Annotated in this window: 22 protein-coding genes; 19 read left to right on the top strand and 3 right to left on the bottom strand. The window is 71.4% G+C overall.

Annotated features, from left to right (window positions below):
- Positions 1 to 107 precede the first annotated feature (107 nt).
- The 7 genes from ACFHYQ_RS01670 to ACFHYQ_RS01640 all read left to right on the top strand — a co-directional run bounded on the left by ACFHYQ_RS01670 (position 108) and on the right by ACFHYQ_RS01640 (position 6396).
- Complete coding sequence (locus tag ACFHYQ_RS01670) at positions 108 to 1631, top strand: MDR family MFS transporter (RefSeq protein WP_394299630.1); 1524 nt, start codon at positions 108 to 110, stop codon at positions 1629 to 1631.
- A 42-nt stretch (positions 1632 to 1673) separates the two neighbouring features.
- Complete coding sequence (locus ACFHYQ_RS01665) at positions 1674 to 2765, top strand: M24 family metallopeptidase (protein WP_394299247.1); 1092 nt, start codon at positions 1674 to 1676, stop codon at positions 2763 to 2765.
- A gap of 23 nt (positions 2766 to 2788) precedes the next feature.
- Positions 2789 to 3349, top strand: a complete 561-nt coding sequence (gene efp / locus ACFHYQ_RS01660) for an elongation factor P (RefSeq protein WP_394299246.1) — start codon at positions 2789 to 2791, stop codon at positions 3347 to 3349.
- Between the two features lies 1 nt (position 3350).
- Positions 3351 to 3761 carry a transcription antitermination factor NusB gene (gene nusB, locus ACFHYQ_RS01655; protein ID WP_394299245.1) on the top strand — a complete coding sequence of 137 codons (411 nt, stop codon included), beginning with the start codon at positions 3351 to 3353 and terminating at the stop codon, positions 3759 to 3761.
- A 50-nt stretch (positions 3762 to 3811) separates the two neighbouring features.
- Positions 3812 to 4507, top strand: coding sequence for a methyltransferase domain-containing protein (locus ACFHYQ_RS01650; protein WP_394299244.1), 696 nt, complete (start codon positions 3812 to 3814; stop codon positions 4505 to 4507).
- A gap of 71 nt (positions 4508 to 4578) precedes the next feature.
- On the top strand, positions 4579 to 5847 hold the full coding sequence (locus ACFHYQ_RS01645; RefSeq protein ID WP_394299243.1) for a DNA polymerase IV: 1269 nt from the start codon (positions 4579 to 4581) through the stop codon (positions 5845 to 5847).
- Positions 5848 to 5994: 147 nt separating this feature from the next.
- Positions 5995 to 6396 (top strand): SCO2097 family morphological protein, encoded by a 402-nt coding sequence (locus tag ACFHYQ_RS01640; RefSeq protein ID WP_394299242.1) that lies wholly within the window; start codon positions 5995 to 5997, stop codon positions 6394 to 6396.
- A 90-nt stretch (positions 6397 to 6486) separates the two neighbouring features.
- Here ACFHYQ_RS01640 and ACFHYQ_RS01635 read toward each other — a convergent pair whose 3' ends face one another.
- From ACFHYQ_RS01635 to ACFHYQ_RS01625, 3 genes are read right to left on the bottom strand one after another with little or no spacing between them, the layout of a single operon-like run.
- The gene (locus tag ACFHYQ_RS01635; RefSeq protein ID WP_394299241.1) at positions 6487 to 8850 is read right to left on the bottom strand and encodes a transglutaminase TgpA family protein; all 2364 of its coding nucleotides are present in this window, start codon (positions 8848 to 8850) and stop codon (positions 6487 to 6489) included.
- Positions 8847 to 10073, bottom strand: a complete 1227-nt coding sequence (locus tag ACFHYQ_RS01630; protein WP_394299240.1) for a DUF58 domain-containing protein — start codon at positions 10071 to 10073, stop codon at positions 8847 to 8849. Before ACFHYQ_RS01630 ends, ACFHYQ_RS01635 begins: the two co-directional genes overlap by 4 nt.
- The gene (locus ACFHYQ_RS01625) at positions 10070 to 11035 is read right to left on the bottom strand and encodes an AAA family ATPase (RefSeq protein ID WP_394299239.1); all 966 of its coding nucleotides are present in this window, start codon (positions 11033 to 11035) and stop codon (positions 10070 to 10072) included. Before ACFHYQ_RS01625 ends, ACFHYQ_RS01630 begins: the two co-directional genes overlap by 4 nt.
- Positions 11036 to 11383: 348 nt before the next feature.
- On the opposite strand from ACFHYQ_RS01625, the gene mraZ reads away from it, so the two are divergent.
- From mraZ to ACFHYQ_RS01565, 12 genes are all read left to right on the top strand, one after another.
- Positions 11384 to 11815, top strand: coding sequence for a division/cell wall cluster transcriptional repressor MraZ (mraZ, locus tag ACFHYQ_RS01620; protein WP_394299238.1), 432 nt, complete (start codon positions 11384 to 11386; stop codon positions 11813 to 11815).
- Positions 11816 to 11990: 175 nt separating this feature from the next.
- Complete coding sequence (rsmH, locus tag ACFHYQ_RS01615; protein ID WP_394299237.1) at positions 11991 to 12956, top strand: 16S rRNA (cytosine(1402)-N(4))-methyltransferase RsmH; 966 nt, start codon at positions 11991 to 11993, stop codon at positions 12954 to 12956.
- Positions 12953 to 13429, top strand: a complete 477-nt coding sequence (ftsL, locus tag ACFHYQ_RS01610; protein ID WP_394299236.1) for a cell division protein FtsL — start codon at positions 12953 to 12955, stop codon at positions 13427 to 13429. The genes rsmH and ftsL overlap by 4 nt, the downstream gene beginning before the upstream one ends.
- 284 nt (positions 13430 to 13713) lie before the next feature.
- Positions 13714 to 15444: a peptidoglycan D,D-transpeptidase FtsI family protein gene (locus ACFHYQ_RS01605; RefSeq protein WP_394299235.1), complete on the top strand. Its 1731-nt coding sequence runs from the start codon at positions 13714 to 13716 to the stop codon at positions 15442 to 15444.
- A gap of 34 nt (positions 15445 to 15478) precedes the next feature.
- Complete coding sequence (locus tag ACFHYQ_RS01600) at positions 15479 to 17056, top strand: UDP-N-acetylmuramoyl-L-alanyl-D-glutamate--2,6-diaminopimelate ligase (protein ID WP_394299629.1); 1578 nt, start codon at positions 15479 to 15481, stop codon at positions 17054 to 17056.
- Positions 17053 to 18444: a UDP-N-acetylmuramoyl-tripeptide--D-alanyl-D-alanine ligase gene (locus ACFHYQ_RS01595; protein WP_394299234.1), complete on the top strand. Its 1392-nt coding sequence runs from the start codon at positions 17053 to 17055 to the stop codon at positions 18442 to 18444. Before ACFHYQ_RS01600 ends, ACFHYQ_RS01595 begins: the two co-directional genes overlap by 4 nt.
- A complete protein-coding gene (mraY, locus tag ACFHYQ_RS01590) occupies positions 18441 to 19514 on the top strand; it encodes a phospho-N-acetylmuramoyl-pentapeptide-transferase (RefSeq protein ID WP_394299233.1) in 1074 nt (357 codons plus the stop codon). The genes ACFHYQ_RS01595 and mraY overlap by 4 nt, the downstream gene beginning before the upstream one ends.
- Entirely contained in the window at positions 19499 to 20926 is a 1428-nt protein-coding gene (gene murD, locus ACFHYQ_RS01585) for a UDP-N-acetylmuramoyl-L-alanine--D-glutamate ligase (protein WP_394299232.1), read from the top strand. The genes mraY and murD overlap by 16 nt, the downstream gene beginning before the upstream one ends.
- Before the next feature lie 2 nt (positions 20927 to 20928).
- Complete coding sequence (gene ftsW, locus ACFHYQ_RS01580; protein WP_394299231.1) at positions 20929 to 22194, top strand: putative lipid II flippase FtsW; 1266 nt, start codon at positions 20929 to 20931, stop codon at positions 22192 to 22194.
- The gene (murG, locus tag ACFHYQ_RS01575) at positions 22191 to 23270 is read left to right on the top strand and encodes an undecaprenyldiphospho-muramoylpentapeptide beta-N-acetylglucosaminyltransferase (RefSeq protein WP_394299230.1); all 1080 of its coding nucleotides are present in this window, start codon (positions 22191 to 22193) and stop codon (positions 23268 to 23270) included. Before ftsW ends, murG begins: the two co-directional genes overlap by 4 nt.
- A complete protein-coding gene (gene murC / locus ACFHYQ_RS01570; RefSeq protein WP_394299229.1) occupies positions 23267 to 24694 on the top strand; it encodes a UDP-N-acetylmuramate--L-alanine ligase in 1428 nt (475 codons plus the stop codon). The genes murG and murC overlap by 4 nt, the downstream gene beginning before the upstream one ends.
- The gene (locus ACFHYQ_RS01565; RefSeq protein WP_394299228.1) at positions 24691 to 25461 is read left to right on the top strand and encodes a cell division protein FtsQ/DivIB; all 771 of its coding nucleotides are present in this window, start codon (positions 24691 to 24693) and stop codon (positions 25459 to 25461) included. The genes murC and ACFHYQ_RS01565 overlap by 4 nt, the downstream gene beginning before the upstream one ends.
- The last annotated feature ends 116 nt before the right edge of the window (positions 25462 to 25577 follow it).

Below are 25577 nucleotides of genomic sequence, written 5' to 3'. Positions count from 1 at the left end.
TCGTGGTTCGCAGGTAAACAAGCGTTTACTAAGGGCGGGGCCCAGACCAGGGAAGCCCGGTCCAGGGAGGACAATCCCGGCGGAGAGGAGATCGCGTGACCCAGGAGATGGTGCGGGAAGCGGCGCCGAGGTTGTACACGCATCGCGAGGTCATCAAGATCCTCTCCGGGCTGTTGCTGGCCCTGCTGACCTCGATGATCTCGACGTCCGTCGTCGGTACGGCACTGCCGACGATCGTGGGCGAGCTCGGCGGGCAGGAGCAGTACTCCTGGGTGGCCAGTTCGACGCTGCTGACGATGACGGTGTCGACCCCGCTGTGGGGCAAGCTCTCCGACATCTTCGGGCGCAAGCTGATGTTCCAGCTGGCCCTCGGGCTGTTCGTGGCGGCGTCGATGATGGCCGGTCTGTCGCAGAGCATCGGCATGCTGATCGCGGCGCGCGCCGCACAGGGTCTCGGGAGCGGCGGCCTTTCCGCGCTCGTCCAGGTGATCCTCGGCGACGTGGTCGAGCCGCGTGAGCGTGGGCGCTACCTGGGCTACACGGGGGCGGTCTTCGGGGTCGCCACGGTCGCCGGTCCACTCCTCGGCGGCTTCATCGTGGACACCGAGTGGCTCGGCTGGCGCTGGTGCTTCTACGTGTGCGTCCCGCTCGCGGTCGTGGCGTTCGTCGTCATCCAGAAGGTGCTGCGGCTGCCGCGCGTGCGGTGGGACACCAAGATCGACTGGTGGGGTGCGACCACGCTGACCGGCGGCGCCGCCACGCTGATGCTGCTGCTGTCACTGGGCGGCCACGAGTTCGACTGGGGTTCCCCCTGGACGTACGGCCTCGGCACGCTCAGCCTGGTGCTGTTCGCCCTGGCGATCCCGGCCGAGCGCAGGGCCGCCGACCCCATCCTGCCGCCGCGGCTGTTCCGCGACCGGACGTTCGTCCTGGCGAGCCTGGCGTCGCTGCTCATCGGCATCGCCATGTTCGGCGTGATGATCTACCTGCCGCAGTACCTGCAGATCGTCAAACGCCTCAGCCCGACGGACTCCGGGCTCATGACGCTGCCCATGGTCATCGGCATGTTCGTCGCGTCGATCACCTCGGGGCGGATCGTGACCAGGACCGGCCGGTGGAAGGTGTTTCCGATGGTCGGAATGACGCTGGTGACCGTGGGCATGTGGCTGTTGTCCCGCCTGGAGGTCGGCTCATCCTACGTGGTGATCGGAGTCGACATCGCGATCGTCGGCGTGGGGCTCGGACTGGGCATGTACATGCTGCTCCTCGCCACGCAGAACTCGGTCGAGCGCCGCGACATGGCGGTCAGCACCTCCGGTGTCACGTTCTTCCGCAGCCTGGGCGGCGCGGTCGGGGTGGCGGCCTTCGGCGCGATCCTCAGCAACCGGGTGCGGAACGAGTTGGCCACGATGCTCGACGCCCGGTCCGCGGGCCTCGCGCTGGGCACCCCGGACGCGATCCACCACCTGCCTCCCCAGGTGCGGAACGTCGTGATCCAGGCGTTCTCCTCGGCGACGCGCACGGTCTTCCTGGTCGGAGTGCCGGCCGCCGCGCTCGGACTCGTCGCCGTGCTCTGCCTGCGCGAGGCGGTGCTGCGCTCCGCGCGTTCCACCGCGGAGCCCCCGCAGTAGATCCACATCCCGGTCGGTAGATCCACGCAGTAGAGTCCAGCCGTGTCATATGCCTCACTTCACGCCGTGCGCCGGGCCCGGTTGGCCGCGGCGTTCCCCGAGCACGGTGTCGCCGCGATGCTCGTCACATGCCCCGTCAACGTGCGCTACCTCACCGGGCTGTCCAGCTCGAACGCCGCGGTGCTCGTCGGCACCGGCGGGCAGGCCGTGCTCGCCACCGACTCCCGGTACGCGGAGACGGCGCGGCGGCAGTGCCCGGACGTGGAGGTGGTCGTCGATCGCGACGTGGCCTCGGTGCTGATCACCTGCGCCGACGCCGCGGACGGCATCGCGGTCGAGGCCGACCACATGTCGGTGGCCCGATTTCGATGGCTCGGCGGCCAGCTCGTTCAACGGCTCGGCCGTGACCCGCTGACCCCGGTCGGCGGGCTCGTCGAGGCGGTGCGCGCGGTCAAGGACGAGCAGGAGATCGACGCGCTGCGCCGGGCCTGCTCGATCACGGATGAGGCGTTCTCCCAGGTCGTCGAGCGCATCACCCCCGGTGTCACCGAACGGGAGATCGCCAGGTGGCTGGAGGTCCGGATGGTGGAACTCGGCGCGGACAAGCCGGCGTTCGACTCCATCGTGGCGGCCGGTCCCAACGGCTCGATCCCGCATCACTCGCCCTCGGACCGGCCGGTCCGCTCCGGCGACCTGGTGACCATGGACTTCGGCGCCCGCTACGGGGGCTACCACGCCGACATGACCCGCACGGTCGCCGTCGGCCGGCCGGCCGACTGGCAGCGCGACCTCTACGAGCTCGTACGGCGGGCTCAGCACGCCGGGTGCCTCGCCGTACGACCCGGTGCGACGGCTCATCAGGTGGACGCGGCGGCGCGCGAGGTGATCGTGGCGGCGGGTCACGGGGAGCACTTCGAGCACGGGCTGGGCCACGGGGTCGGCCTGGAGATCCACGAACAGCCGTTCCTGGGCCCTGACAGGACCGGTAGACTAGAGGATCGAGTTCCGATCACCGTTGAGCCGGGGGTGTACCTGCCGGGCAGGGGCGGCGTGCGCATCGAGGACACGCTGGTCACGCGCGACGACGGGCCGGAGCTTCTCACACTGACCACCAAGGAGCTGCTCATCCTGTAGGGCAGCCGCATGCGGGAGACCACGTGGCGACGACGAACGACCTGAAGAACGGACTCGTGCTCAAGCTCGACGGCGGCGAGCTGTGGTCCGTCGTCGAGTTCCAGCACGTCAAGCCGGGCAAGGGCGGCGCGTTCGTCCGCACCAAGCTCAAGAACGTGCTGACCGGCAAGACCCTCGACCGGACCTTCAACGCCGGTGTCAAGGTCGACGTGGCCAACGTCGACAAGCGCGAGATGCAGTACTCCTACCTCGACGGCGACGACTTCGTCTTCATGGACACCGAGACCTACGACATGGTCAACGTGGCGCGTTCCGTGGTGGGCGACGCCGCCAACTACATGCTGGAGAACACCACGGCGACCGTCGCCTTCAACGAGGGCAACCCGCTGTACGTGGACCTTCCGGCGGCCGCCGAGCTGACGATCTCTCATACCGATCCGGGCCTGCAGGGCGACCGCTCCACCGGCGGCACCAAGCCCGCCACCCTGGAGACCGGCGCGGAGATCAAGGTTCCGCTGTTCATCACGACCGGCGAGAAGGTCAAGGTCGACACCCGTACCGGCGAATATCTCGGTCGGGCCTGACGTGTCGGCTCGGGGGAAGGCGCGCCGCCGCGCGCTGGATGTCCTCTTCGAGGCCGAGGCGCGCAGGGAGAACCCGCTCAGCGTGCTGGCCGAGCGGGTGGAGCGGTCGGATCCGCCGGTGAACGAGTACACCTCGAAGATCGTCGAGGGTGTGGTCCGGCACCTGGAGCGCGTCGACGAGTTGATCTCGACCTACTCCGAGGGGTGGACCCTGGAGCGGATGCCGGCGGTCGACCGGAACATCCTGCGCGCGGGGACCTTCGAGATGCTCTGGTCGGACGACGTCCCCGAGGGCGTGGTCATCAGCGAGTGGGTCCATCTGGCGGGGGAGTTGTCGACCGACGAGTCGCCGCAGTTCGTGAATGGCATGCTGGCCCGGTTCAAGCAGCTCAAGCCGTCCCTGTCGCTCTAGAAGCGCTGTCGCATCCGGCAGCGCGGCCGGTGGAAAGTAGGAGGCCGCACGTGCGTGACGCCACACGGCAGACCGTCGTCTGGGAGGCGCTGCGCGCCGTCCTCGCCCGGCGGTCCGCGGCGACCGGCCGCGACTCGCTCGACATCGTCGACGCCGGGGGCGGCACGGGCGGCTTCGCCGTACCGCTCGCCAAGCTGGGACACGTGGTGACCGTGGTCGATCCGACGCCCGACTCGCTGGCCGCGCTGGAACGCCGCGCCGCCGAGACCGGCGTCGGTGTCAAGGGACTGCAGGGCGACGTGGCCGACCTCGGCGACCTGCTCGAGTACGGCAGCGCGGACCTGGTGCTGTGCCACAGCGTTCTGGAATACGTCGACGATCCGGCGAAGGCGCTCGGCGCCGTCGGCGGCATCCTCCGTGAGGGCGGCGCGGTCAGCGTGCTCGCGGCCAACTCGGTGGCGGCGGTCGTCCACCGCGCTCTGGCGGGCCAGTTCGACGAGGCTCGACGGCTGCTGCTGACCGAGCCGTCGGGAAGGCGGTTCTCCCGGGAGGCCCTGGCCGGGCTGCTCGCCGCCGCGGGGTTCACGGTGACCGACGTCCACGGTGTACGGATCTTCGCCGAACTGATGCCGGGCATGACGGCCGAGAGCGATCCCGACGGGCTCATCGCGCTGGAGCGGGCGGCGGCCGGCCACCCGGTGCTGCGCGACATCGCCGCCCAACTCCATGTCATCGCCCACCGGTGACATCGCCCGGGCAGATGAAATCGCCCAAGATTTGACGTGCTTCGAATGACTGTTCGGGTAGAGTCGATGGCGTGTCCCGGAAACAGATCATCGGCGGCGTCGGCGACCGGGCCGGTCGAGGGGCCGGTCGAGGGCCCGGCGGTGAGGTCGGCGACGACAGCGGCTGCCCGATCCTGCACGTGGACATGGACGCCTTCTACGCCAGCGTCGAGTTGCTCGACCGGCCCGAGCTGAAGGGCACCCCGGTCATCGTGGGGGCGCCCGGGGCACGTGGCGTGGTGCTCAGCGCCACCTACGAGGCCCGGCGGTTCGGCGTCCACTCGGCGATGGCGATGACCCGGGCTCGCCGTCTGTGCCCGGTGGCGACGGTCATCCCGCCCCGTCACGGCAGGTACGCCGAGGTCTCCCGGGGCATCAGGGAGATCTTCGAGGCCATCACGCCGCTGGTCGAGCCGATCGCGTCCGACGAGGCGTTCCTCGATGTGGGCGGGGCCCGCCGCAGGCTCGGGCCGCCCGCGCTCATCGCCCGGGTGATCCGCGAGCAGGTGGCCGAGCGTCATGGCATCACCTGCTCGGTGGGCGTGGCGAGCAGCAAGTTCGTGGCCAAGCTCGCCTCCCGCGCGTGCAAGCCGGACGGGCTGCTGGTCGTCCCGGCAGACCAGGCCGTGGAGTTCCTTCATCCGCTGCCCGTCGGGGCGCTGTGGGGCGTGGGCGAGCGCACCGAGCAGGCCCTGGTGCGGCTCGGCATACGGACGGTGGGCGACCTGGCCCAGGTGCCCGTTTCCACGCTCCGACGCGAGTTCGGGGCCGTCGGGGCCCACCTGGCGGAGCTGGCCTGGGGCCGGGACGACCGTCCGGTCGTGGCCGACGCCCCGGACAAGAGCATCGGCGGTGAGGAGACCTTCCCCCACGACGTGGACGACCCGGAGACGATCAGGCGGGAGCTGCTGCGGCTGTCCGAGCGGGTCGCGGCGCGCCTGCGGGCGGGCGGGCACGTCGGCAGGACGGTCAGCGTGAAGCTGCGCCGCTCCGACTTCACGACGATCACCCGGTCTCGGACGCTCCGAGAGGCGACCGACGTGGCGAAGGAGATCTACGACACGGCTCGCGTGCTCTACGAGGCCGCCGGCCTGGAGCGGGTGCGCCTCAGGCTGGTCGGAGTCAGGGTGGAGAATCTCCGCCCGGCGGCCACCGCGACCCGCCAGCTCTCCCTGGGCGAGCGGGAGACCGGCTGGCGGGAGGCCGAACTGGCCGTGGACCGGGCGACCCGGCGTTTCGGGCCCGAGGCGGTGCGCCCGGCGTCGCTGGTGCGGCCTCCGTCTGATGCAATGGGTCCATGACGTCGCCTCCGGTTTGGCCCGCGTTGGACGTTTTCTTTCGCCTACGTCTACGGGCTCGTATTCTGGGGATAACCGACCGCGAGGTCTGGACACCCCGCGTCGTCTGTAGCCGTTTTCCCCTGAATGGGGCCGTCCTTGGGAGGCGCCGTGCCGCTGTCTGAGCACGAGCAGCGCTTGCTCGACCAGATCGAGCAGGCCCTCTACGCCGAGGACCCGAAGTGGGCCAATAGCGTCCGAACGAGAGATCCGCGCAACCACTACAAGCGCCGCCTCGTGAAGGCCTGGATCGGCTTCGCCCTCGGCGTGGTGATGCTAATGGTCGGCGTCGTGGCGGCGCAGATCCCCCTCGGTGCCGCCGGGTTCGTCGTGATGCTCGCCGCCTGCCTGTGGGGGCTGTCGAGCTGGATGCGCATGAACGGATTCGGCGACTCCTCCTCCTCCTCTTCCTCCTCCTCCGGCGCCGGCCCCCGCGGTCGCCGGCCCAGCCGCAAGCAGGGCTTCATGGAGCGGATGGAAGAGCGGTGGCGCCGCCGCCGCGACGAGCGCTGACCCCGTCATCCCCTTCCCCGGCAGGACCGCGAACCCGGCCCGCCGCCCCGCATCCGGGGGTGGCGGACCGGGTTCAATCCCCGGTATGCCTCAACGGCGGATGACGGACAGGTCGAAGACGTCGAGCGCCCTTCCGCCGAGAGCCCGGATGCGCAGCAGCGTCGACGTGGGGGCCAGGCCGATCGCGAGCCGCCGCCCCCGGGAGATCTCGCGCGCCAGCGCCCGGCGCACCTTCGCGAGATCGGCGGGTCCGGGGATCGTCTCCCCGGGAGTGCGGGCGTACCGGAGCCGTTCATGCGCCGAAACGATCCGGGCCACGGACGCGGCCTCCTCGTCGTCCATTCCGTGGGTCAGCCGCCTGCCCAGTGCGCGCGGGCTCTCCCCGGGCTCGCGAGCCAGCCCGAGATCGGTGAGCGTGTCGCACAGCTCGGCCCAGGCCGCCTCGACCGCGGGAGCGGTCGCGGCGCCGAGCAGCGCCCGCCGGCGCCGCAGCCGTACCATCCTCCGGATCCCCGCCGGCACCAGGACCAGCAGCAGGGCGGCGGCTGCCGCCGCACCCACCTTGACCGCCGTCGGCGTCCCCGGATCCACCGGCACGGGCGCACCGCCGAGCTCCCGGTCGAGCCTGCGCCGGTCCGGCCGGAGCGGGCCCCCAGCCCGATCGGTGTCGTCGGAGCCGGCCGAAGAGCCGGCCGAGGAGCCGGGCGTGGGCGCCGCCGTCGAGGTCACCGGCAGCGTGTACTGCGGCGCCTGGGCCGTGCCCTGGCCGGCGCCGCCGCCCGGGGTCGGCTCGAACCGCAGCCATCCGACACCGTCGAAGTACAGCTCGGGCCAGGCGTGGGAGTCGTGCGTGCGCACGGTCCAGATCTCGCCGGTCCTCGTGCCGCCGGTGTAACCGGTCGCGACCCGGGCCGGAATGCCGAGCGTTCGTGCCATCACGGCCATCGCGCCGGCGAAGTGCTCGCAGTACCCTTTCCGGCTGTTAGGGCCGATCAGGAAGTGCGACAGCGCGCGCGGGCCGCCGTACGACGCGTCCAGACTGTAGGTGAAGCCGCCCGTCCTGGTGAACCACTCCTGGAGCTTCACCGCCTTCTCGTACGGCGTGGCGGCCTGCCCGGTCACCCGGGCGGCCAGGGCGCGGACCTCCGGATCGAGTGTGCCGGGCAGCTCGAGATAGGGGCTGTCGAGCTCCGGATCCGCCGCCGTCGACAGCCTGAGCTGCGCGGCGGTCGGCTCCGGCTCGCCGGTCAGCACCCGGTACCGCAGACCCGCCGCCTCGTCCTGGGTGGAGAACACCAGTAGCGAGGGACGGTCGGCCCGCCAGTCGCCGTCCACGTCGACCCGGGTCGCCGGATACGGCAGCGGCAGGAAGTTGAGCCTGCTGATGTCCTCGCTGATCGTGATCCGGGTCTCCGCCTGATGCGTCGCGACGCCGGGGCCGAGCCCCGGGGCCGGGGGGAGGGGACCCTCCGACACCCGGTCCTCCTGGCGTCCCTGCAGCCTGCCGACCCTCCAGGTCGTCCCGTCGAACCTGTCCAGGGCGTAGATGCGCAGGTAGCGGGAGCGGCCGTCGCTGGAGGTGTAGGTCAGCACGGTGGCGTTCTCCGGCTGCCTGAGCTGCCAGCCCAGCTTGACCATCGCGTCCGGGACGCCGATGCTGCCCCCGCCCGGCCCTGAGCCGTTGCCCACGCCGAACCCGAACAGCGGATCGGGCGCCAGCGTCGGCAGCAGCCCGGGGAGCAGGATCGCCAGCGCGACTGCCATCACGCCGATCCGCTTGCCCGACAACGCCAGCCGTCCCGTGTCGGGCAGCACCCCGGCGGCGGCGAGCTGCGACCGCCGTACGACCACGGCCCGGCCCCAGTGGCTCAGCCGTTCCCGGCCGTCGGCCACGAGCAGTCCGACGTACCCGAACGCCGCGATGACGAACGCGGGCCAGCCGAGCGGGTCGGCCATCACGGCCGCGGGCACGGTGAACAGGGCCAGCAGCGGCAGTCCGGCCGTCGCGGCGCGGCGCAGTCGTACCGCGAGGAGGTCCACGAGGATCGCGACCAGCCCGACGCCGCCCGCCGTGAGCAGGCAGACCGCCGGATCGGCGGGCACGGGTGCGGCGTAGCGCTGGATGTCGGCGAAGCCCTCGCCGAGCAGGGAGGACAGCCGCACTATGGAGTCCCTGGTCGGGATCACCCGCAACCATGCCTGGTCGCCGGCGAAGGCGGCGGTCAGGTAGACGCCCAGCGCGGCCGCCATCGCGGTCATCGCCGCCCAGGTGGAGGAGGCCCAGACGGAGGGGGCGCGGCCGGGCGGGGCGAGACGGGACAGGAGCATCCCCGCCGCCGTCGTCACCAGGACGGCGCCCATGCAGGCCCAGAACCAGGCGCCGCCGTTGAACAGCGGGTAGAGCGTGATCGTGACGGCGGCCGTGGCCAGCCCCGCGGCGACCGGCAGTTTCATCGGATGCCCGCCCTCCTGTGCGCGGCCTCGGGCCAGACGGCCGCGAGTGAGACGCCGGCGGAAAGACGGATCACCCGCCATCCGGCGGCGGCCAGTACGTTCTCGACTGTCTCGTCGATGCCGGGGCTCGTCGGTTCGTCTGAAGTGCCCAGCAAGACCGCGATCCCCGTCACACCGGGCTGCTTGAGCCGGGCCAGTTCCCGGGCGTCGGTGGAGTCGACCGTCCCCAGCACGGCGACGATCAGGCCGTCGCCGCCGCCCTGCCGCAGCGCCGCGATCCCGTGCTCCAGCGACCGCGCCGAGCTGTGCCGTACGACCGAGAGCGCGTCGAGCAGTGACCACGAGGCACCGGTGTCGGCCAGATGCTGCGCGCCCTGGTCGGTGATCAGGCGCAGGCCCAGCCCGTCGCGCGACAGGTGCACGCCGATCGAGGCGGCGGCCGAGACCGCGACCTCGAACGACGACCGGGGGCCCTCACCGCGGTGCGCGCACCTGCGGGTGTCCAGCAGCAGCGCGCCCCTGCTCTGCCACTGCTGCTCCTCGCGCCTGACCATCAGCTCGCCGTGCCGCGCGGTCGACCGCCAGTGGACCCGGCGCAGGTCGTCGCCCCGGCGGTACTCGCGCGGCGCCACGTCGTCGTCGCCCGCCGCCGCCACCGAGCGGGTACGGCTGTCGCCCCCGCCCGTCCACTCGCCGGACAGGCGCACCGGGGGCAGCGGCACCACCTCGGGGGTGACCACGAGCACGTCGGTGATCGTGAACGATCTCGTCAGCTCGACCAGCCCGAACGGGTCGGTGATCCGGACGGACAGCGGGCCGATGGGGAAGCGCCCCCGCAGTTCGGACCGCACCTTGTAGTCGATCTCCCGGACGCCGTGCGGCTCCACGCGGTCGAGGACGAACCGCGGGCGGGTGCCCAGCGCGTACGGAAGGGTGTCCTCGACGAGCAGCAGCCCGGTCGGCAGACGGGTGACGTTCTCCAGCCGCAGGGTGACCGTGCCTTCGCCGCCGACCTGGACTCGGGAGGGGTCGAGCCGCCTGGCGCAGGCCAGCCGGTACCGGGTGCGCGTCACGATCAGCGCCGCGATCAGCGGCATCGCGATGATCAGGACGGCCACCCGCAGCAGATCGTGCTCCCCGAGGAACAGGGCGCACAGCGCGGCCGCGGCCCCCGAGGCGAGAAACGACCGCCCCCGGGGGGTCAGGGCCTTCAGACCGATCATCTGGCGTCCGGCACCGGAACGTGGCGCACCAGGTCGACGATCACCTGCTCCGGCCGGCGGCGCTGCCCCTGGGCCTCGACGCTCGGCAGCAGCCGGTGTGCCAGGACGGGGACGGCCAGATCCTGCAGGTCGTCGGGGATCACATAGTCGCGGCCGGACAGCGCGGCGTGCGCTCTGGCGCCGCGCACCAGGTGCAGCGTGGCGCGCGGGGAGGCGCCCACCCGCAGGTCGGGAGAGTTCCTGGTGGCGGTCACCAGGTCGACCGCGTACTGCTTCACAGGTTGCGAGACGTAGACCGCGCGCACGGCCCGGATCAGCCCCATCACCTCGGCGGTGGTCGCCACCGGCTGCAGCTTTTCCAGCGGCTGGGAGGCGCCGTGGATGTCGAGCATCTCCATCTCGGCCGCCGGGGCGGGATAGCCCATGGCGATCTTCGCGGTGAAGCGGTCGCGCTGGGCCTCCGGCAGGGGATAGGTCCCCTCCATTTCGATCGGGTTCTGGGTCGCGATGACCATGAACGGCGGCGCGAGCTCATAGGTCACGCCGTCCACGGTCACCTGCCGCTCCTCCATGCATTCCAGCAGTGCCGACTGCGTCTTCGGCGAGGCCCGGTTGATCTCGTCGCCCACGACGACGTTGGCGAACACCGGTCCGGGTTTGAACTCGAACTCCCGGGTCAGTTGGTTGTACGCGCTGACCCCGGTGATGTCGCTGGGTAGCAGATCGGGGGTGAACTGCACGCGTTTGACAGGGCAGTCGATCGAGCGCCCCAGGGCCTTGGCCAGCATGGTCTTGCCGACGCCGGGCACGTCCTCGATGAGGAGGTGACCCTCCGCCAGGAGCACGGTGAGGGTGAGGCGGACGACGTCGCTCTTGCCTTCGATCACGGATTCGATCGCGCGGCCGATCCGGTGTGCGATGTCGATGTCCGTGTCGATCTCGACGTCGGAGGTTGCTGCCACCGGGCCTCCATAAATGGGGGTTAATCCATCCTTTTTGTTTCTTGTGGTACCGACCCTATGACTCCCGAGGTTCCCGGGCGAGTTTGTCTACGTAGCACCTTCGTCCGAATCCCGTGACAAACGCCGCGCGCTTTCCTCTCGTACGGCTTCGCCTACGCCGTCGGGGTTGGCGGGCCTCGCCGCCCCCCACTTCGCCCCACCCGTATTTACCTGGGAAAACGCGGAGAAAATGACACGACGACACGCTGTGAATCAGTTGACGGTGGAGGGAAGTGGAGTATGGTGGTGCGCAGTGGAGAGCAGAGGCTGTAGCGCCGAGCGCTCCGCAAGACACGGGAGGTGGGTCCGGTGTTCCTCGGCACCCACCCTCTGCGTCTCGATGACAAAGGACGGCTGTTCCTGCCGGCGAAGTATCGCGAGGAGCTGGCGGAGGGTCTTGTGATCACCAAAGGCCAGGAGCGCTGCCTCTACGTCTTCCCAGTAGAGGAGTTCCAGCGCATCACCGAGGCCATGCGCACCGCTCCGGTGACGGCCAAGGCGGTCCGTGATTACAGCCGTGTCCTCTTCGCCGGGGCATCGGACGAGACGCCGGACAAGCAGGGGCGGATCACGATTCCGCAGAGCCTCAGACGGTACGCGGGTTTGGAACGCGACTGCACGGTCATCGGTGCGAACACCAGGCTGGAGATCTGGGACGCCCAGGCGTGGGAGACCTACCTGGCCGCTCAGGAGCAGGAGTTCTCCGACCTGTCTGAGGAGGTGTTGCCCGGGATCCTTTGATCGATTCGATTGTTTGATCGAATGACCCGTCGTGACGTTCGGCGAGGTCTCCACCCGCTCCCATGTGGCGGCAGCTGATGCACCTTCCCCGGTGTCAGATGTCAGGGCCGGCGATGCGGATGGGGACCTGGCCGGACGATATAAAGGGGCCGGACGATATGGGGGGCGGAGGGCGTTGTCGCAAGACTCTGGACAGCCGGACGGTCACGTTCCGGTCATGATCGGTCGCGTTCTGGAGTTGCTCGCTCCCGCGCTGGCCGGGCCGGACCCGGTCGTCGTCGACGCCAACCTCGGCCTCGGCGGTCACGCGGAGGCGCTGCTGGCGGCCCATCCGGCCCTGCATCTGATCGGCATCGACCGCGACCCCACCGCCATCGAGCGGTCCACCGTACGGCTCGCGCCCTATGCCGGGCGGACCACCCTCGTGCGGGCCGTCTCCGACGAACTGCCCGCCGTGCTGGCGGCGGCCGGACGACCCCGCGTCGACGGCGCGCTGTTCGATCTGGGGGTGTCCTCGCCCCAGCTCGACGAGGCCGAACGTGGGTTCGCGTACTCCTATGACGCCCCCCTCGACATGCGGATGGACCCTGACCAGGAGCTCACCGCCGCCGACGTGGTGAACACCTACTCCGTCGCCGAGATCACCCGCGTGCTGCGCGATTACGGCGAGGAGAGATTCGCGGCACGGATCGCGAACTTTGTCGCCAAAGAGCGCGTCGAACATCCCATCATGACGACCCGACGACTTGCCGATCTCGTGCGGACGGCGATCCCCGCCGCCACGAGACGGACGGGGGGAAACCCCGCCAAGAGAACGTTCCAAGCCCTGCGCATCGAGGTCAACCAGGAACTGGCCGCCCTGGAGCGCGCCCTGCCCGCGGCCCTCGACGCGATGGCGCTCGGCGGGCGAGTGGTCGTGCTCGCCTATCACTCACTGGAGGACCGGCTCACCAAGCAGGTCCTCGCGGCGCGAACCAGGGACACCGGCCCCCCCGGGCTTCCGGTCCCGCTCGAGGCCCACCAGCCCCGGTTCCGCCTTCTGACGAGGGGAGCGGAGCTCCCGGACGACGACGAGGTGGCCCGTAACCCGCGGGCGGCCTCGGCCCGTTTGCGGGCGGCAGAGAGGATCCGCCAGGGATGAGGACGGCGCAGCAGCCACGGCCGAAGAGCAGATTCGAGAGCAGGACTCAGATCAAGACCCAGGTCGAGCCCCAAGCCAGGGCACAGGCCAAGCCCAAGCCCGAGACACGTTCCGACCCGCGGTCCAGGCAGGAGGTCGGGCCCGTCAGGGTGACCCGTACGGCGACGGCGGGGGCGTCCGCACCGATGCGGCGGGCGCCGCGGGCGCCGTTCGTGCTGCTCGTCATCGGTCTGATGTGCGGCGGCCTGGTCACTCTGCTGCTGCTCAACGTAACGCTCGCCCAGGGGACCTACAAGGAGAGGGACCTGCGGTCGAGCATCGACGAGCTGCGCCAGCAGGCGGCGCTCCAGGAGAAGCAGGTTCGGGACGCGAGCCAGCCGGAGGCATTGAAGAGCAGGGCTCCGTCCGACCTGGTGTGGGACGACTCGCCGCCGTCGTTCATCACCTCCCGGCCGGCGGACGGGACCAGGTGAACCCTGGCGGGAGGAGGCGGCCGCCGCGGCCAGGGGGCGGGGGACCGGTCGACGGTCGTCCGCCCAGGCCGCCGCGCCCGCCCGGCCCGCCTCGTACGGCACAACCCCCGCAATCACAGCCGCGGGCGCCGCAGTCCGGTCGGTCGTCGGCGCAGCGGGCGGCCCAACAGGGGGCACAGCGGGGGGCCCAACAGGGGGCCCAACAGGGGGCCCAGCGTGCGTCCGGTCCGCGGCGCCGGTCCGCGCCGCCGCCCCCGCCGCCGCCCCCGCCGCGGCCGCCCGCCGTGCTGCGGCTCAGCGATCCCAGTCGGCGGCTGAACGCCGGGCTGGTCGCGATGGCGTTCGTGCTGTCCCTGCTCGCCGGTCGGCTGGTGCAACTCCAGGGCCTGGACTCCAAAGTGCTCCAGGCGAAGGCCGCGGACCGGCGCGAGCAGTCGGAGAAGCTGCCGGCGCGGCGCGGCTCGATCACCGACATCGCGGGTCACGAGCTCGCGGTGACCGTGGAGGCGCGTGAGATCTACCTCGACCCGAAGGTGGTCGAGCCCGCCAAGCGGGACCTGGTCGCCACCACCCTCGCCACGGAGCTGAACCGTTCGAAGGAGGAGATCGCGGCCAAGCTGGCGAAGACGACCTCGCGCTACGCGGTGGTGGCGCGGGACGTCGATCCGCTGCACGCCAAGAAGATCATGAGCTTCGGGTTCAGGGGGGTCGGCGCCAAGCGGACCTACTACCGCGAGTACCCGGGCGGCAGGCTCGCCGGGGGCATAGTCGGATTCGTCGGTGTCGACGGGTACGGCCTGGCGGGCATGGAGAGCGCCTACAACAAGGTGCTCGCGGGCCGCGACGGCGAGCAGAGCTTCGAGATGGGCGGGGAGGGACAGCGCATCCCGATGACCCGCAGCACCCGCCAGGAGCCGGTGCCCGGCCGCGACGTGCGGCTGACCATCGACAGGGACATCCAGTGGGCCGCGCAGGAGGCGATCGCCGAGCAGGTGAAGGCGTCGCGGGCGCGCAGCGGCAGCGTGATCGTCATTGATGTGCCGACCGGCCGGATCGTGGCCATGGCCAACGCGCCCGAAGTCGATCTCACCCACTGGCAGGACTCCCCGCCGGAGGACCGGCGCAACCGGGCCGTGTCCGAGGTGTTCGAGCCGGGCAGCACCAACAAGGTGATCACCGCGGCGGCGGCGATCGAGTCGGGCACGGTCAGGTCCGACACGGTGTTCCGTGTGCCCGACAGCATCCAGTGCGCCGACAGGCGGCTCAAGGACGCGCATCCGCACCCGCCGGAGTCGCTCACCTTCGCCGGGATCATCGCCGAGTCGAGCAACGTCGGCACGATCATGGCCGCGGAGCGGATCAGCAGCCAGCGGCTGTATGACATGTTCCGCGCCTTCGGGTTCGGCGCCAGAAGCGGTGTCGGCATCCCGGGCGAGGAGGCGGGCCTGCTGCCCGGCTGGCAGGGCTGGTCCGGCAGCCAGCGCTGCACCATCGCCTACGGCCAGGGCATCTCGGTCACCGCCCTGCAGATCGCCAGCGTCTACCAGACGATCGCCAACGGCGGGGTACGGGTCACCCCCACGATCGTCGCGGGTACCACCGACGGGCACGGACGGTTCGTCCCGGCCCCGGCGCCGAAGCGGACCCGGGTGATCAACGAGCGGACCGCCCGGGAGATCTCGCTGATGCTGGAGGCCGCCGTCGGGCACGATGGTACGGGAACGGAGGCGGCGATCCCCGGCTACCGGGTCGCGGGCAAGACCGGCACTGCGATGAGATATGACCAGGAATGCGGGGGATACTGCGGATATACGGCGACGTTCGTCGGCTTCACGCCGGCGGACAAGCCCCGGCTGATGGCTCTCGCCGTCATCCAGGATCCGAAGAAAGGTCACTACGGCGGCACCGTGGCCGCCCCCGTATTCAGGAATGTCATGACATTCGCGTTGAAGACCAGGAAGATCCCTCCGACGGGTACGAAGACGCCCGACGTCGTCCTTCGTGCCCACCGGTAGGAGGTACGCTCTCGCCGTGCGTCCCCCGTCCTCGATGCGTCCCGCCGCCGCGGTGGCCCGCCCGCTGTCCGGCCTCACGGCCCTGCTCGGCGCCGGCGCCGAGCCCTCTCCCGGAGCCAGAGTGGTCCGGGGGACGGTCACCGGCATCTCGATCGACTCCCGCCGGGTCCGGCGCGGCGACCTCTATGTGGCGCTGCCCGGGAAGTCCTCACACGGCGCGGAGTTCGCCGCCGACGCGCTCGCCTCGGGCGCGACGGCGATCCTGACCGATCCGGCCGGACGGGACCAGGCGGCCGCGACCGGCCTGCCCGTGCTCGTGGTGCCCGACCCGCGCGCGCTGCTCGGGCAGGTCGCCGGATGGGTGTACGGCAGCGCGGCCGACGGCATGACCGTCATCGGCGTCACCGGCACGAGCGGCAAGTCGACCACCACCTACCTGCTGGAGGCGGGCCTGCGGGCGGCGGGCCACCGGACCGGACTGGTCGGCGGCGTGGAGATCCGGGCGGGCGATCTGCGGTTCGTCCCCGAGCTCACCACTCCGGAGGCGTCCGATCTGCAGGCGTTGTTCGCGCTCATGCGCGAGCAGGGTGTCACGGCCGCCGCGATGGAGGTCTCCAGCCACGCTCTCGCCCTCGGCCGGGTGGACGGCATCTCCTACGATGTGGCGATATTTACCAATCTCTCGCAGGATCACCTGGACTTCCACCGCGATCTGGACGACTACTTCGCGGCCAAGAAGCGGCTGTTCACCTCCGAGTTCTCCCGCGTCGGGGTGGTGAACATCGACGACGTCCACGGCCGCGAGCTGGCCGGTCTGGCCAAGATCCCGATCACCACGTTCTCCGCCGCCGGAGCGCCGGAGGCCGACTGGCGGGCCGTCGACGTCCGCCTGGGCGCCGACGGCAGCGCCTTCCGGATGGTCGGCCCGGGCGGCGTCGAGGTGGACGCCGCCGTGACCCTGCCCGGGTCGTTCAACGTCTCCAACACGCTCGGCGCGCTGGTCGCGCTGGTGGAGGCGGGGATCCCGCCGCAGACGGCGATGTCCGGCATCGCGACGTTCGGCGGTGTTCCCGGCCGGATGGAGCGGGTGCCGGGCGCCGGGGACTACCAGGTGATCGTCGACTACGCCCACAAGCCGGGGGCGGTCGAGTCGGTCCTGCGTTCACTGCGCGCGGTACTCGGATCAGGGCCGGGTTCGGGTCCGGGATCGCGCGGTCGACTCACGATCGTGCTCGGGTGCGGCGGTGACCGCGACCGCGGCAAGCGGCCGATGATGGGCGAGGCCGCCGCCCGGCTCGCCGACGTGACGATCTTCACCAGTGACAATCCACGCAGCGAGGACCCCCTAATGATCTTGTCTGCGATGCTGGAGGGGGCGCTGCGGGTGCCGCCGGACGAGCGGGCCCATGTGATCATGGAGCCGGACCGGGAGGCCGCCATCGACCTGGCGATTTCAGGTGCCGCGCCCGGAGATGTGGTAGTTGTGGCGGGCAAGGGGCACGAGCAGGGCCAGTACGTCGGAGGCATGGTCATCCCCTTCGACGATCGTGACGTGGCAGCGCGGGCCATAGCGCGGGCCATCGCACGGAGAGAGAGCAGGAAAGACGCATGATCCCGTTGCCGCTGGCCCGGGTGGCCGAGATCACCTCGGGCGCGCTGAACGGCATGGCCGACCCCGGCGCCGTGGTCCGCGGACCCGTCGTGATCGACTCGCGGGCCGTCGAGCCGGGCTCGCTGTTCGTGGCGATCAAAGGTGAGCGGGCCGACGGACACGACTTCGCCCAGCAGGCCTGCGCCACCGGGGCGGTCGCCGTGCTCGCGTCCCGCCCGGTGGACGCTCCCGCCGTGATCGTGGGAGACGTGGTGGCCGCCCTCGCCGCACTCGCCGCGGCCGTGGTGGCCGAGCTCCCGGACGCCGCAGTCGTGGGGGTGACCGGATCGCAGGGCAAGACCACGACCAAGGATCTGCTGTCCGCCCTCACCGCCCGGATGGGGCCCACCATCGCACCCGTAGGGTCGTACAACAACGAGATCGGCCACCCGCTGACCGTGCTCAAGGCCGACGAGAGCACCCGGTTCCTGGTCCTCGAGCTCAGCGCGCGCAACGTGGGCCACATCGCCTACCTGGCGAGGATCGCCCCGCTCCGGATCGGGGTGGTGCTCAACGTGGGCGCGGCCCACCTCGGGGTCTTCGGGAGCCGGGAGGCGATCGCGCAGGCCAAGGGCGAGCTGGTCGAGGCGCTGCCCGATGACGGCGTGGCCGCGCTGAACGCCGACGACCCCCTCGTAAGCGCGATGGCCGAACGGACGCGGGCCAGGGTGACCTACTTCGGGCGGTCGCAGCGAGCACACGTCCGGGCCGAGGGAGAGACGCTCGACGGGCGTGGCCGCGCCTCGTTCACGCTGCGCACGCCGACCGGATCGGCGCCGGTGCGGCTGCGGCTGCACGGCGCGCACGCGGTCGACAACGCGCTGGCCGCCGCCGCGGCGGCCTACGAGATGGGGCTCCCCGTGGCGACGATCGCCGAGGAGCTGTCGCTGGCCGAGCCGCGCAGCCGCTGGCGCATGGAGGTCACCGACCGGGCCGACGGGGTGACCGTGGTCAACGACTCCTACAATGCCAGCCCCGACTCCGTCCGGGCGGCCTTCGCCGCCCTGGCCGCGATCGGCGCGGGCAGGCGGCGGTTCGCCGTGATCGCCGCCATGCGGGAGCTCGGCGAGTACGGCGCGGCGCTGAACGAGGAGTTCGGGCGGCTCGCCGCCGACGCCGGTCTCGAAGGTCTGATCGTGGTGGGGGAGGAGGCCGAGCACATCCTCTCCGGAGCACGGGGCGCGGCAGGCCTGCCCGGCCCGGGGACGCTCCACGTCCCCGACGCGGCGACGGCCGGGGCCGAGATGGCCGGTCGGCTGGCACCGGGCGACGTCGTACTGGTGAAGGGGCCGCGTGCGGCCGGGCTCGAACGGGTCGCAGCGGCGATCCTCGGAGGTGAAGCGCGGTGAGGAACATCCTCATCGCGGCGGCGGTCTCGCTGCTGCTCTCCATGGTCGGCACGCCGCTCGCGATCCGGCTGTTCGCCCGGCGGGGCTACGGCCAGAACATCCGGGAGGAGGGGCCCTCAGGTCACTACGACAAGAAGGGCACCCCGACCATGGGCGGCACGGTGATCGTCATCGCGACGCTGATCGGCTACTTCACCGCGCATCTGACGACCATGCTGTCGCTCAACGTCGACCCGCCGACGGCGTCGGGGCTGCTGGTGCTGTTCCTGATGACCGGTCTCGGTGTGGTCGGCTTTCTCGACGACTTCATCAAGATCTACAAGCAGCGGAGCCTGGGGCTGCGCAGCGGGGCCAAGGCCGCCGGGCAGCTCGTCGTCGGGGCGATCTTCGCGGTGCTGGTGCTGCGGTTCCCCAACGCCTACGCCCTCACCCCGGCCGAGACGAGGCTGTCCTTCCTGCGGGACTTCGGGCCGTCGATCGGCATCGTCGGCTTCATGATCTGGGTGCTGTTCTTCATCGTGGGCTTCTCCAACGCGGTGAACCTGACCGACGGCCTCGACGGCCTGGCCTCGGGCGCCACCTGCCTGGTCCTCGCGGCGTACGTGCTGATCGGCAACTGGCAACTGCGCAACAGCTGCACCACGGTCGGCTTCGGGCCCAACTGCTACTGGGTGCGAGATCCGCTGGACCTGGCCGTGGTCGCGGCGGCGGTGCTCGGCGCCTGCCTCGGATTCCTGTGGTGGAACGCCCCGCCCGCCAAGATCTTCATGGGGGACACCGGCTCGCTGGCGCTGGGCGGTGTGATCGCCGGTCTCGCCTTCACCACCCGCACCCAGCTCCTGCTGGTCATCCTGGGCGGCCTGTTCGCCATCATCACGATGTCGGTGATCATCCAGGTCGGCTTCTTCAAGATGACCAGGAGACGGGTGTTCCGGATGGCTCCGCTCCAGCATCACTTCGAGCTGTCCGGATGGGCCGAGACCACCATCGTCGTCCGGTTCTGGCTGATCGCCGCGCTGTGCGTGGGCGGCGGTCTCGGCCTGTTCTATCTCGAATGGGTGCCCAAGTAGTGAGCGTCGTCGTCGCAGGTCTGGGCGTCTCCGGCACGGCCGCGGCGCGGGCGCTGGCCCGCCGCGGCGAGCACGTCGTCGTCCTGGAGTCGGCCGACGGGGAACGGCAGCGGGCCGCCGCAGCCGATCTCGCGTCGCTCGGCGTGGAGGTGCGGTTCGGTGAGCAGGACGAGCTGCCGGAGGGAGCGTCGCTGGTCGTCGTCTCGCCGGGCTGGCGTCCCGATCATCCGCTGGCGGCCGCCGCCCGCCGCACCGGGGTCGAGGTGATCGGGGAGGTGGAGCTGGCCTGGCGGCTGCGCGACGAGACGCGCGGGGCCCCCTGGCTGGCGATCACCGGCACCAACGGCAAGACCACCGCCGTCCGCATGCTCACCGCGATGCTCACGGCCGCCGGGCACCGGGCCGCGGCCGTCGGCAACGTCGGCGACCCGATCGTGACAGCGGTGACCAGAGAGGGGGCGGCCAGAGAGGGGGCGGCCGGAGAGGGGGCGGCCGAGCCGTACGACGTGCTCGCCGTCGAGCTGTCGAGCTTCCAGCTCCACTGGTCGGAGAGCCTCGCGCCGCTCGCCGCCGCGGTGCTGAACGTCGCCCCCGACCACATCGACTGGCACGGCTCCCTCGAGGAGTACACGGCGGCCAAGGCGCGGATCTACACGGGCGCCCAGACCGTGATCTACAACGCCGACGACGAGGGGTCCGCCGCGCTGGCCGCGCCGTACGGGCGGAGGGTGGGCTTCACGCTCGGCGTGCCGCGCCCCGGGCAGCTCGGCGTCGTGGAGGACCTCCTGGTCGACCGCGCGTTCACCGCCGACCCCGTTCGCGAGGCCGCCGAGCTGGCCGGCCTGGCCGACGTGCGGCCGTTCGCGCCGCACAACGTCGCCAACGCGCTGGCCGCCGCCGCCCTCGCCAGGGCGTACGGCGTGCCGCCGGAGGCCGTACGGCGCGGGCTGGCGGAGTTCGTCCCCGACCCGCACCGGATCGCCCACGTGGCGACCGCGGCCGGAGTGGACTACGTGGACGACTCCAAGGCCACCAATCCGCACGCCGCCGCCGCGTCGCTGGCGGCCTACCGGTCGATCGTGTGGATCGCGGGCGGCCTGCTCAAGGGCGCCGAGGTCGACGACCTGGTACGGCAGGCCGCCCCACGCCTGCGCGGGGCGGTGCTGCTGGGCGCCGATCGCGAACGCGTGCGCGAGGCGCTCGCGCGACACGCGCCGGATGTCCCCGTGGTCGACGTGTCCGGACAGGAAACTGGCATCATGGACCGCGTCGTTACCGAAGCAGCCGCCCTCGCCTCCCCCGGGGACACCGTGCTGCTGGCCCCCGCCGGGGCGTCGCTGGACATGTTCACGAGCTACGGGGCACGTGGGGAGGCCTTCGCCGCCGCCGTGCGCCGCCTGGCACAGCGGTGACCGTGGCGGAGGCGGGAACGGAGCCGCCGGCGGAGGGCCGCCTGGCCGCGCTCCGGGAGCTGCTGAACCGCCCGCTGGTGTCGTACTACCTGGTGCTCGGCTGCAGCGCGCTGCTGCTCGCGCTCGGCCTGATGATGGTGCTGTCCGCTTCCAGCATCGAGGCGCTGCAGGAGACCGGCAGCCCGTTCTACTGGTTCATCAAGCAGTCGACCTCGGTGGCGCTCGGCGTCCCGCTGATGTGGGTCTGCTCCCGGCTTCCGCAGCGGTTCTTCCGCCTGGCCGGCAATCCGCTGATGGGCGTCTCGATCCTCGGCCTGGTGATGGTGATCTTCCTGGGGCAGGAGGTGCTGGGCGCGCAGCGGTGGATCTCCATCGGGCCGTTCTCGCTCCAGCCGTCGGAGCCGGCCAAGCTCGCCCTGGTGCTGTGGGGAGCGGACATCCTGGCGCGGCGGGCGCGCGGCGGCCGCATCGAGTGGCGGCACCTGATGATCCCTCTGATGCCCGGTCTCGCGCTGCTCGCGGTGCTGGTGCTGATCGGCCGCGACCTGGGCACGACGCTCGTACTCATGATGATCTTCCTGGCGCTGCTGTGGGTGGTCGGCGCGCCCGTGCGCCTGTTCGCGGGGGTCCTCGGGCTGCTCGCGCTGGCCGCCGCCATGATGATCGTCGTCACACCGTGGCGGCTGGAGCGCGTGACGAACTTCATCAACCCGTGGGCGGACCCTCAGGACACCGGTTTCCAGGCCGTCCAGGGACTGATCGCGATCGGATCGGGCGGCTGGTTCGGCCTCGGCCTGGGCGCCAGCCGCCAGAAGTGGGGCCACGTGCCGCACGCCGAGAGTGACTTCATCTTCTCGATTCTGGGTGAGGAGCTCGGCCTGATGGGCACCCTTGTGGTGGTCGCGCTGTTCGGCCTGCTCGGATACGCCGGGCTGCGCATCGCCTCCAGAGTGAACGACCCGTTCATCCGGCTGTCCTCGGCGGCCACCGTCGCCTGGATCGCCGGGCAGGCGATCGTCAACATCGGCGCCGTGATCGGCGTTCTGCCGATCACGGGCATCCCGCTGCCGCTGGTGTCGTACGGAGGGTCCGCGCTGTTGCCGACGCTCGCCGCCCTTGGCATGTTGTTGTCGTTCGCCAAACGGGAGCCGGGCGCGGCGGCGGCCTTGGCCGTACGTGGACCCGGACCCGCCTCCCGGGCTCTAAGCTGGCTTGGCCTGGGTGGCCGCCCGAGGCGTGAGACGACGCGGAACAGAGGAGTGACATGAGGGTGGTCCTCGCCGGCGGGGGGACGGCCGGCCATATCGAACCGGCGCTCGCGCTTGCTGACGCGCTTCGCGAGCAGGACCCGGCGATCGGGATCACGTGCCTCGGCACCGAGCGGGGCCTGGAGACCCGGCTGGTGCCCGAGCGCGGCTACGAGCTGGCCCTGGTCCCCGCCGTGCCGCTGCCTCGCTCGCTCACGCCGAAGCTTCTCACCGTGCCCGGCCGGCTCGCCGGGGCGATCAGCACGGCGGCCGGGATCCTCGACCAGGTGAGGGCGGACGTGCTGGTCGGGTTCGGCGGTTACGTCGCGACGCCCGCCTATCTCGCCGCACGGCGGCGCGGCGTCCCGATCGTCGTGCACGAGGCCAACCCCCGCCCCGGCCTGGCCAACCGGCTCGGCGCGCGGCTGACCGACCACGTCTTCACCGGCCATCCGGACACGCCGCTGCCGAACGCGCAGTACATCGGCATCCCGTTGCGCCGCCAGATCGCCGGGATGGACCGGCTGTCGCTCGGCGACAAGGCCAGGTCGTACTTCGGTCTGGAGTCCGACCGGGTGACGCTGCTCGTGTTCGGCGGCTCCCAGGGCGCTCGCTCGATCAACGAGGCCGCCCTGGCGGCCGCACCTCGGCTGCGGGCCGCGGGCGTCCAGGTGCTGCACGTGATCGGGCCCAAGAACACGGTCGAGGTGGAGCCCCCGCCAGGCGACCCGCAGTACGTGATCCTGCCGTACATCGACCGCATGGATCTGGCCTACGCCGCCGCCGACCTCGTGCTGTGCCGCAGCGGGGCGATCACCTGCGCCGAGCTCACCGCGGTCGGACTGCCCGCCGCGTACGTGCCACTGCCGCACGGCAACGGCGAACAGCGCCTCAACGCCCAGCCCATCGTGCAGGCGGGCGGTGGGATCATGATCGATGACGCGGACCTTTCCGCCGAGTGGATCACTGCGACGCTGCTGCCCATTCTGAACGACCCCGAGCGCGTGGTCGCCATGTCCGAGGCCGCGTCCCGTATGGGCCGCGCGGACGCCGACGCGACGCTCGCACGCAAGGTTCTGGAGATCGTTTCCCGATGAGTCTCGTCAAGCTCGTGGACCCCGTACCGGCGGCCGATCTGGGCCGGGTGCACCTCATCGGCATCGGAGGCGCCGGGATGTCGGGCATCGCCCGGATCCTGCTGAAGCGCGGGGTTCCGGTGTCGGGCAGCGACGCCCGGGTCTCCGACATGCTGGACGAGCTCCGCGGGCTGGGCGCCGACATTCACGTCGGCCACGCCGCCTCCCACATCAAGGACGTGGACACGGTCGTCGTGTCGACCGCGATCCGCGACTCCAACCCCGAACTGGGGGAGGCGCTCCGCCGGAACCTGCGGATCATCCCGCGTGCCGCGGCGCTCGCCGCCGTGATGACGGGCCGGACCGGCATCGCCGTAGCCGGGACCCACGGCAAGACCACGACCAGCTCGATGCTCACCGTGGCGCTGCAGAAGTGCGGCGAGGACCCGTCCTACTGCGTCGGCGGCCGGCTCGTCACCACGGGCCTGGGCGCCGACGACGGGACCGGAGAGGTGTTCGTGGCGGAGGCGGACGAGAGCGACGGCTCGTTCCTCATGCTGACGCCGGACGTCGCGATCGTGACCAACGTCGAGGCCGACCACCTGGACAACTACGGCGACCCGCAGGCCGTGCACGAGAGCTTCGCCCGCTTCGCCGAACGTGTCGGCTCCATCCTGGTGGTCTGCGCCGACGACCCGGGCGCGGCGGCGCTGGCGCCCCTGGCGCGGGCGCGCGGCCTCGAGGTCGTGACGTATGGCGAGGCCCCGGCGGCGGACATCCGCACCGTCGACATCGTCCCGCGCGGCCTCGAGGTCGAGTTCCACGTGGCCGGGCACGGCGGCGTCCGCCTGGCCGTGCCGGGACGGCACAACGCCGTGAACGCCACCGCGGTGATCGCCGTGGCGCTCCGCCTCGGCCTGCCGTTCGACGACGTCAAGGAGGGGCTGGCCGCCTTCACCGGGGCGAAGCGGCGGTTCGAGGCCAGGGGCGAGGCCGGGGGCGTGTCCGTGTACGACAGCTACGCCCATCACCCGACCGAGTTGACCGCCGACCTGCGCGCCGCCCGTGACGTGGTCTCCGACGGCGGCCCCCTCCGCGGTGGGCCCCTCCATGGTGGACGCGTGATCGCGGTCTTCCAGCCGCACCTCTACTCGCGCACCAGGTTCTTCGCCGCCGAGTTCGGCGCGGCGCTGGGGCTCGCCGACGAGGTCGTCGTGCTCGACGTGTACGGCGCGCGGGAGGACCCCGAGCCCGGAGTCTCCGGAGCGCTCGTCGCGGGCAAGGTGCCGCTGCCCTCCGAACGGGTGGTCTACGCGCCCGAGCGTGCTTCGGTTCCCGCACTGGTCGCCGCCCGGGCCCGGCCCGGTGACATCGTGCTCACCATGGGTGCGGGAGACGTCACGGATCTCGGCCCCCGCATCGTCGCCGAGCTGTCGGCGAAGTGAATTTCCTCACGTCGGCCTTCCCGAGGGGAAGCAGGACCGTCCGGCGTACGGCCCTGGCGGCCCTGCTCATGGCCGGCGTGGTGGGCGCGGCGACCTGGGTGGTGTTCTCCTCGTCGGTGCTGGGCGTGCGGCAGGTGGAGATCATTGGTAACACGGGCGTGCCGGCCGAGACGCTGCGGGCGGCCGCCGGCGTTCCCGCCGGCACCCCCCTGGCGAACGTTGACGTCGATGAGGTGGGGCGCCGGTTGCGCGCCGTGGTCGAGGTCGAGTCGGCCCGGGTGGAGCGGGAGTGGCCGGGCACGCTGCGGATCAGCGTGGTCGAGCGCACCCCGGTGGCCGTCGTGCCGCTGACCGAGCCCTCGACGAACGGAGCACCGGAGAACGGCGCCTCGGAGATCGGCGCCTCGGAGAACGGGGCGGCGGTGGCGGGGATGTCCGCCGTCGTGGACCGCTTCGGCGTGATCCTCGAACGGGTGGCGGTGGCCCCGCCGCGGCTTCCGGTGCTGCGGGTGCAGCACCCCGCCCCCGGCGACCCCGCGATGCGTGCCGCGCTCGCCGTACTGGGCGCTCTGCCGGACGACGTGCGGGTGAGCGAGGTGCGGGTGCCGTCCGTCCGGTCTATCACGCTGAGCCTCGCCGACGGCCGTACCGTCCTGTGGGGCGATGCCGGGCACGCCGCGGAGAAGGGCCGTGCCCTCGCCGCCGCTCTCGAGCGACCCGGGACCTTCTTCGATGTGAGCACTCCCCGAGTGGTGACGGTCAAGTGAGAAATTTCAAGGGAGGGAATAGGACAGCCCGCGACACGCCGGGCGACCTTCCGGCGCGGTTAGTTGACCCTGGGGGATGGGCAACCCTACTGTCCGTATCAATCCTCAGGTTGACA

This window comes from Sphaerimonospora cavernae, assembly GCF_042435035.1.
In the GTDB taxonomy this organism is placed as follows: domain Bacteria; phylum Actinomycetota; class Actinomycetes; order Streptosporangiales; family Streptosporangiaceae; genus Sphaerimonospora; species Sphaerimonospora cavernae.
Note: the sequence above shows the minus strand (reverse complement) of the source record. Positions and strands in the feature narration are given on the sequence as shown.

Excerpts from the sequence above, each read along its gene's own strand:
- ACFHYQ_RS01595 (WP_394299234.1), top strand. The coding sequence starts at position 17,053 with ATGATCCCGTTGCCGCTGGCCCGGGTGGCCGAGATCACCTCGGGCGCG.
- murC (WP_394299229.1), top strand. The coding sequence starts at position 23,267 with ATGAGTCTCGTCAAGCTCGTGGACCCCGTACCGGCGGCCGATCTGGGC.
- murG (WP_394299230.1), top strand. The coding sequence starts at position 22,191 with ATGAGGGTGGTCCTCGCCGGCGGGGGGACGGCCGGCCATATCGAACCG.
- ACFHYQ_RS01600 (WP_394299629.1), top strand. The coding sequence starts at position 15,479 with ATGCGTCCCGCCGCCGCGGTGGCCCGCCCGCTGTCCGGCCTCACGGCC.
- ACFHYQ_RS01635 (WP_394299241.1), bottom strand. The coding sequence starts at position 8,850 with ATGAAACTGCCGGTCGCCGCGGGGCTGGCCACGGCCGCCGTCACGATC.
- murD (WP_394299232.1), top strand. The coding sequence starts at position 19,499 with ATGGGTGCCCAAGTAGTGAGCGTCGTCGTCGCAGGTCTGGGCGTCTCC.
- ftsL (WP_394299236.1), top strand. The coding sequence starts at position 12,953 with ATGAGGACGGCGCAGCAGCCACGGCCGAAGAGCAGATTCGAGAGCAGG.
- ACFHYQ_RS01670 (WP_394299630.1), top strand. The coding sequence starts at position 108 with ATGGTGCGGGAAGCGGCGCCGAGGTTGTACACGCATCGCGAGGTCATC.
- ACFHYQ_RS01630 (WP_394299240.1), bottom strand. The coding sequence starts at position 10,073 with ATGATCGGTCTGAAGGCCCTGACCCCCCGGGGGCGGTCGTTTCTCGCC.